Annotated in this window: 5 protein-coding genes and 1 pseudogene; 3 read left to right on the top strand and 3 right to left on the bottom strand. The window is 67.8% G+C overall.

What is annotated here, in order from left to right:
* The 3 genes and pseudogenes from QZX93_RS24095 to QZX93_RS24085 all read right to left on the bottom strand — a co-directional run.
* A pseudogene (locus QZX93_RS24095) lies at positions 1-270 on the bottom strand (hypothetical protein); the annotation flags it as partial.
* Between the two features lie 52 nt (positions 271-322).
* Positions 323-595: a hypothetical protein gene (locus QZX93_RS24090; protein WP_295387180.1), complete on the bottom strand. Its 273-nt coding sequence runs from the start codon at positions 593-595 to the stop codon at positions 323-325.
* Positions 585-1574 carry a ParM/StbA family protein gene (locus tag QZX93_RS24085; protein WP_295387176.1) on the bottom strand — a complete coding sequence of 330 codons (990 nt, stop codon included), beginning with the start codon at positions 1572-1574 and terminating at the stop codon, positions 585-587. Before QZX93_RS24085 ends, QZX93_RS24090 begins: the two co-directional genes overlap by 11 nt.
* 1043 nt (positions 1575-2617) lie before the next feature.
* Here QZX93_RS24085 and mobI point away from each other — a divergent pair.
* The 3 genes from mobI to traD form a co-directional block, all read left to right on the top strand.
* The gene (mobI, locus tag QZX93_RS24080) at positions 2618-3181 is read left to right on the top strand and encodes a conjugative transfer protein MobI(A/C) (protein WP_295387171.1); all 564 of its coding nucleotides are present in this window, start codon (positions 2618-2620) and stop codon (positions 3179-3181) included.
* A 93-nt stretch (positions 3182-3274) separates the two neighbouring features.
* Entirely contained in the window at positions 3275-5614 is a 2340-nt protein-coding gene (gene mobH, locus QZX93_RS24075; RefSeq protein WP_295387159.1) for a MobH family relaxase, read from the top strand.
* Positions 5611-7062, top strand: a 1452-nt coding sequence (traD, locus tag QZX93_RS24070) for a conjugative transfer system coupling protein TraD (RefSeq protein WP_295387156.1), incomplete at its 3' end; no start/stop codon positions are given. The genes mobH and traD, both read left to right, overlap by 4 nt.

Here is a 7062-nt window from a genome sequence, read left to right as displayed (position 1 = left end):
GAGTGCCTGTGCGGCATGGGCCCGGTCCTGGTAGTGGTGGGGGCGTCCGCGGGTGATCACCGTCCAGGGCCAGGGCGCGGCGGTGCCGTGCGCATCGACCCGGCCGGTGCGGGCGACGGCCAGGGCGTACAGGAGTGCCGGCCGGACGCCCTGCGCCCGCGCGGCTCGCTCAAACGCGGTGCCCGCCAATGCGCTGGTCCCTGGGATCTGTGCGCCCGCTAAACAGGGGCGCGGCAGGGCAGCGAGGAATCCGAGTGCAGTGAGCATCATGATGCTGCTTATTATACTAAAAAAAAGCTCTGAAATGGCTAATTTGTGCAAGTCAGTCATGGTCAGAAATGGCCTCCAACAGCCGTAAACGCCGCTCCAACTGCGGATCAGCGGCCGGTTCGGGGGTGGCAGGGGACGCCGCGGCAGGGGCTGTGAGCGTTGCCATCCTCCCGCCCAGCGCGGCCAGGCCCACCATGGCGAGCGTCCGTAGTCGCTCCGGGCGGGCGCGTAGGGGTAGCCGGGCCAGATCGTCCGCCAACTCGGGGTAGGCCGGCGTGATCTGGACCTGGAACCGGGGGAGGCGTCCGCTGGCCTCAACGGACATGACGAAAGAATCCTCGCACGTTCGCGGCGACGGGGTCTTCGGAGACCACCACGGTAGCCCCCGGAAACAAGTTGTCGACCGTCGCGCCGTAGAGTGCTCCACCACCGCCGGCGAGCAGCACCAGGTCGACATTCGCCTCCTCCCGCCGCAGCGCTTGGCGCAGTGCCTCCAGGGCGACCCCGGCCACCTCGCTGGCCGCCTGGCGTAACACGGGCTCCAGGGTCACCGTGTGGCCTGCCTGCAGCCAGGTCGTGCGCCCGGCGCGCACTGCGCCTTCCAGGGCGATGGGGGTCGGTTTGCCGCCGTAGACCTCGGCCAGATGCCGCGCGGCCCGCTCCAGCAGCACGGACATGGCCTCCAGGCTGGTACCGGACGCGGACCGGCGCAGTTCGCCGGCGACCACCAGTGCCCAGTCAAAGGAGTAGAAGCCGGCATCCAGCACCAGGACGGCACCGGTCTCGATGCGATCCAGCAGCGCCGGATCGGTGGCCGCCCACACCAGGTCCAGATAGGCGCCCACCGGCTGCGCGACGACCCGCACCTTGGCCACCTCGATGGTGCCGACCTCGGTGGCGTGCTGTCCCAGGATCAACTGCCGCAGGGCCTCGGTGCGCCGCAGGTCGCTGGCTTGTCCGACCGGCAGGCCGGTCACGACGGTATCGAGGTAGCGCTCGCCGGTGAGCACCAGCCCCGCCCGCACCAGCGCCAGATAGGCATCCGTCGTGGCGTAGTCCGCGTGGAGCGAGCGCACCCACCCGTCGAGACGGGCCGGCTCGATCCCGGCGGCCCAGCGACGGCCCTGGATGTCCACGAAGATGGGCTCGTCCGTGGCGTCGGGATTGCCCTGCCGGATGCGCTCCCCCAAGCGATCGGCAGGCGCGGCCCCGGCGGGCCGGATGACCACGCGGGGAGGGCCGCCGGGGCGACCGCTCGCCACCTTGAGGTTCGAGTAACCGATATCGAGAGCGGCGGCGGGCATGAGTGCTCCAAAGGTAGAGAGGACGTCGACACGGAGCTTCCAGGTCGTCGGCCAGGGCGGGGAAATGACGGTTTGGCGGGAAGCGTGAACCTGGAAGTAGAGAGCGCGTCGAGAACGTGCACTAGAGCGTCCCACGGATCGGACCTGGTGCGTGAGGGCCGAAAGTTCGGATTTATGGGGGGAATGCGGGAAGGCCGGTGAGTAGTGGGGCTGGAGCGCAGTAGAGAAGCAGTCGACGCCGGGATGAAAGGTCACCGAGCGGGGCCGGAAAACGGCGATACGGCGATCAGCGTGAACCAAGAAGTAGAGTGCGCGTCGAGAACGTGCAATAGCGTGTCTCAGGGATCGGACCTAATGCGTGAGGGCGGTTATTGGGGGAATGCAAAAAGCCGCCAGAGGCCATAGTGGACGTTGAGCCGACCGTGGCATTGGGTTAGACTTTATCCGGCAGTGACAAGCGACCTCATGGCGCCACTTAAGTCACAACGATGTCCCGTAGGCAAGGCGGTAAGTCACTGAGATCGATCGTGAAAGCGTTAAGTGAAAAGCGGCGTGGCCGCCCTGCGTCAGTGAAAACAACGTGGCGAAAAACGCCCGCACCGGTCATTTTTTCTGTAAGTGAAAAGGGCTCTGTGACAATGGGTTAAGTGCAAACAGAGCACGTATCAATCGTTGTTAAACCTATGAAAAGAAACGGGGAGTGTTTAAGTGATAACGTGGGTCGAGAAAGTCCTTAAGCTTAAACGCCGAAGCGCAAGCTGACGGCGTTGCGCCACCTGGCAGATTCTGGGCGCGGCCCCGGTGTAAGAGAAAACAGCGATGGGTTGCTGGGCTAAGTGATAATGCGCCTGCGATGCGGATGTCTTAACACCCTGCCGCAGAAAGAAAATACGTCAGTGAGAACGGGCTGCGGGGTGCGGTCTATGAGATAAGCTAGTGCGCCGCCTGCCGGTCCTGCGCCAATGGGACCAAACAGGGGCTCCCGGGTTCTTCAGGGGGTCCGTTTCGTAAAGATAAGATGGTGATAACACGGGGGTGGAAAAATGGCCAGTCACAGCGGTGCGGTGACGGACCTGGGAACGCCAGGAACGCAAGACATTGAGGGGCTACTGGACGCCGATGACCAGTGTGTCGCCGATACGGTGGATCGTTGGGTCAAGCGGCACCTGGAGGCGTTACGCGACGAGGCGCAGGCCATGCAAGTGCTGTTTGAGACGCAGTTGCAGGCAGCGGGCAAAGGCCGTTCCCGCAGCGAGTGGGGGCGGGTCACTCTGCGGGTGCGTGAGCAACCGAGCCCCCCGGCCACGCCGGGGAGCTTCACCCTCGAATGGTGCACCTACCGGTACGCCAATCACGGGGGGACGCGCACCTGTTTCACGAAATACCTGCCGCGCGGTGAGGGCGATCGGTATCCGATGAGGGCCTTCCAAGGCCACCTGCGCAACTGGCAGCGACCGATTGTCGCCGCGGCGGAGGCGCGGTTCGCGACGATTCGGCGCGCGGTGCGCCAGATCGCGCACGTGCGCACCCAACTGCGGTTGGCCGTGCGGACCGAGCGGGCGGTAGTGCAAGGACTGCGGGAGGCGGGAGACGATTGGGGCGGCTAGGTGACGGCGTATCTGCCGGGGCCGGGGCTTCCCGCAAACCCACCAAAAAACCGAATCTTCGGCGCTCACGCCCGCCGTGGACATGTGGGCATCATGGGTACCATGAGCATCTTCGACTTTTTGCACCGCCGCCCTGTCCAAACTGTGCCCGCCGCCCCGGTGGCCGTGGCACCGCTGATCGCGCCCCCGGACATCCCGCGTTATCCGCCGTTCTTGCAGGGCATCCCGGTGGTGGCCTCGGCGCACTTGCTGACGACCCAAGCCGAACTGGTGGACAAGCTGCGCTACGGGATTGGCTGTACGCCCGACTTCTTCCAGACGCAGGTGCGCCCGGTCGTCGACCGCTTCGCCGCTTTCGTCCACCTCCTGCCGGCCTCCGAGGCGCACCATCACCGCGGTGCCGGCGGGCTGTTGCATCACAGCCTGGAGGTCGCCTTCTGGGCGGGTCAGGCGAGTGCCGGGAAGGTGTTCGCGATGGATCGGGAGCCGGCCGTGCGGCGCGTGCATGAGCCCCTGTGGCGCCTCGCGGCGGCGCTGGCGGGCCTGTGTCACGATATCGGCAAACCCATCTCGGACCTGTCGGTGACCAACCGCGACGGCACCCTGACCTGGTCGCCGATGCATGAGACCATCGCGCAGTGGGCCGCCCGGCACGGGCTTGAAAGCTACTACCTGCACTGGCGCGAGCGGCGCCACAACCGCCATCAGTCGGTGGGCATGTTCGCCGTCGAGCGGGTGCTGGGGCGGGATGTGTTCGCGATGCTGTTCCAGGCGGACCCCGAGATCGGCAATGCCATGATCGACGCGGTGGCCGGGGCGAATGAACAGGCGACCCTGACCCAACTGGTGAGCAACGCCGACCGGGCCTCGGTCGAGCGGGACCTGAAGAGCAACCGCATCGACCCCCAAGCGACCTCGCTCGGGGTGCCGATCGAGCGCTACCTGCTGGACGCCATGGCCCGGCTGGTGCGTGCCGGCACCTGGGGGATCAACACCCCGGGATCGCGCCTGTGGATGTTGGGCGACAGCCTGTATGTGGTCTGGCCCCAGGGGGGCGATGAAATCGTCGCCGTGCTCGCCGCCGATCGCGTCCCGGGCATTCCACGCCACCCTGACACCCTCGCGGACCTGCTGATCGAGCGCGGGTATGCCGTCCCTCCGGGTGAAGGGGACGGCGTGCGCCGGTATTGGCGGCTCGCGCCGGCCCCGCTGGCGCGTGACGGCAAGCCGGTGACGCTAACCCTGCTACGCCTGACCTCCCCGCATCATGTGCTGTCCGGGCTCGCGCCGGCCCCGGTCGGCCTGGTTGGCGACGCCGTGGTCCCGACCCCGGGCCCAGTCCTGGGGCGCCCGCTTGGCACGCCCAACGGGGGCTCGCGTCCGGAACTGGTGGACAGTTGCGCGGATGACGCCGCACGCCGGGATGAAGCCATGCGTCTGGGTCTGGAGTGGGACGATGACGATGACGTCGACGATCCCGACGCCGTGGATAGCCTGGACGCGACCGCCATCCTCCCGTCCGTCGTGGACGCCCCGCCGCCGTCCGCGGCCGACCGGGTACGCTCGGTGGTGGTTCCTACGCTCCCGCTCCCGGTCCGCATGGGACGGGCACCGTCCCCGATCGAGCAGGCGGCGCAGCGGTTGCGCCAGCCGCGACCGGTGACGACCACGGCGGCGGCGCCATCCACCCCCGCCGCGCTACCCCGGTGTCTCCCCGATCCCGGCACGGTGGCCGAGGCGTGGTTCCATGCGCGGCGCTCCGGCGTGGGTGCCCGCTTGCTGTTGGCCCTGGCGGCAACGATCCGGACCGGCGACTGCGCCGCCGCGGCGGTGCTGTACCTGCCGGACCAGCCCGGCGACCAGCTGTGGATTCGTGTGCCTGAGGGCCTGGCAGGTGTCGGTGCCGACCTTGAGGTCCAGATCGCCGCCCTGTGGGACGACGATCTGGTCGCGGTCGATATCCTCAAGCCCTACCTGCGCGTGCGGGTGGTGGACGGTGTTCGTGGGGTCGCCCTTAAAGTCGAGGCCAGCGGATATTTCGCGGCCTTGTTACCCGCTGGAGCCCTGGAACGCTGCACGCCCGGGGCACTGGCGGCGACCCTGCCTGCCGGTGCGTCGCCACCAACGCTGCCGTCAGCGGCCAGCCCAGACCCCACCGCCGCGGTCGCTGCGGCATCCTCGTCACCCCGTTCCGATGCGACCGCCAGGGCGCGGCCGAGTCTTGTGGCGGATGCCTTGCTGGCCCGGGTGCGGGCGGCTCATGCGGCGACCGGCGCGGCCGCGACGTGCCGCCTGATTCTGCTGACGCCCGCGGACATCGGCGTGGCGGCGCAGGCGGCTGGACTGAAAGACATCTCACTGCGTCGGGCGCTGGCCCATCGGCCGGGGTGTGAGATGACGATTGGTGGGGGCGCGCAGGTCACTGCCGAATGACCGCGGCCTATGCCGACCCCTGGCGCCCCAACTACGAACGGCGGGCGCTCATTCTGTGGGTCGTCGTGGCCGTGCTCGCTGCCGTCACTGCGGGTCTGTGGGGTCTACCGACGGGGGCCTTTCACTGGCTCGCATGGCTTTCGCTGGCTATGGCGCTGACCTGGGTCCGGGGTGCCGTGCGCATTGCCAGCCAACACGAATGGCTGCGCGGACACCACCTCGGGTGCATCGCCCCAGAGGACTTTGCGGCCCGCCTGCCGTCCTGGTCCGGGGACCTGTGGCTGGGCTGGGGCTTCGACTGGCTCCCCGTGCATACGCAGCTCGCGCTGGACCTCATGCGCGCGGGGCCGGAGCAGTTCGCCCCGCGGGACCCGCAGCGGATGGGTGCGACCTGGCTGCACGGCTTGGGGGGACGCGATGGGGACCTGCGCATCCCGCTGTCGCATACCGACGGACACATGCTCATCGTCGGGGTCACGGGCGCCGGCAAGACCCGCACCTTCGACCTGCTGGTCACCCAAGCCGTGCTGCGTGGTGAGGCGGTCCTGATCATCGACCCCAAGGGCGACCGCGACTTGCGCGACACGGCGCAACGGGCGTGCGCCCTGGCCGGCACCCCCAAGCGGTTCGTCCATTTCCACCCGGCCTTTCCCGCCCAGTCGGTGCGCATCGACCCCCTGCACAGCTTCAATCGGCCCTCCGAGCTGGCGAGCCGGGTGGCGGCCCTGATTCCCTCGGAAACCGGCAACGATCCGTTCAAGAGCTTCGGGCAAATGGCCCTGAGCAACGTGGTGCAGGGGCTGATCGCGGTCGATGAGCGCCCGAGCCTGGTCAGTCTGCGCCATTACCTGGAAGGCGGCGCGGAGGCCCTGGTCGAGCGGGCGCTGCGGCGGCACTTTGCCGCGTGCCGGCCCGATTGGGAGACGGAAGCGGCAACGCAGCTTACCCGCGCCCGCGATGCCACCGCCCGGGTCAAGGCGCTGGTTCGCTATTACCGCGAGCGGGTCAGCGGCGAACACCCCTCGACCGTGTTGGAAGGGTTGCTCGGTCTCTACGAACATGAGCAAGTCCATTTCTCCAAGATGGTCGCGAGCCTGATGCCGATCCTGAACATGCTTACCTCCGGGGACCTTCAGGGCCTGCTGTCACCGGAGGCGGGCGAGGTCGATGACCCGCGGCGCCTGACCAACCTGGCCGAGGTCATCAAGGCGGGCGAGGTGCTTTACGTCGGACTGGATTCACTGTCCGACACCATGGTCGGGTCCGCCATCGGCTCCATCCTCATTGCCGACCTGGCCGCGGTCGCCGGTGATCGCTACAACCACCAGGGGCGCCCGAGTCCGGTGAACGTGTTCATCGACGAGTCGGCCGAAGTGGTGAACGATCCCTTCATCCAACTGCTGAACAAGGGCCGTGGCGCCGGTCTGCGCTTGGTGATCGCTGCCCAG

It is taken from the genome of uncultured Thiodictyon sp., assembly GCF_903946935.1.
GTDB lineage: Bacteria > Pseudomonadota > Gammaproteobacteria > Chromatiales > Chromatiaceae > Thiodictyon.
This window is presented reverse-complemented; position numbering and strand designations above follow the sequence as displayed.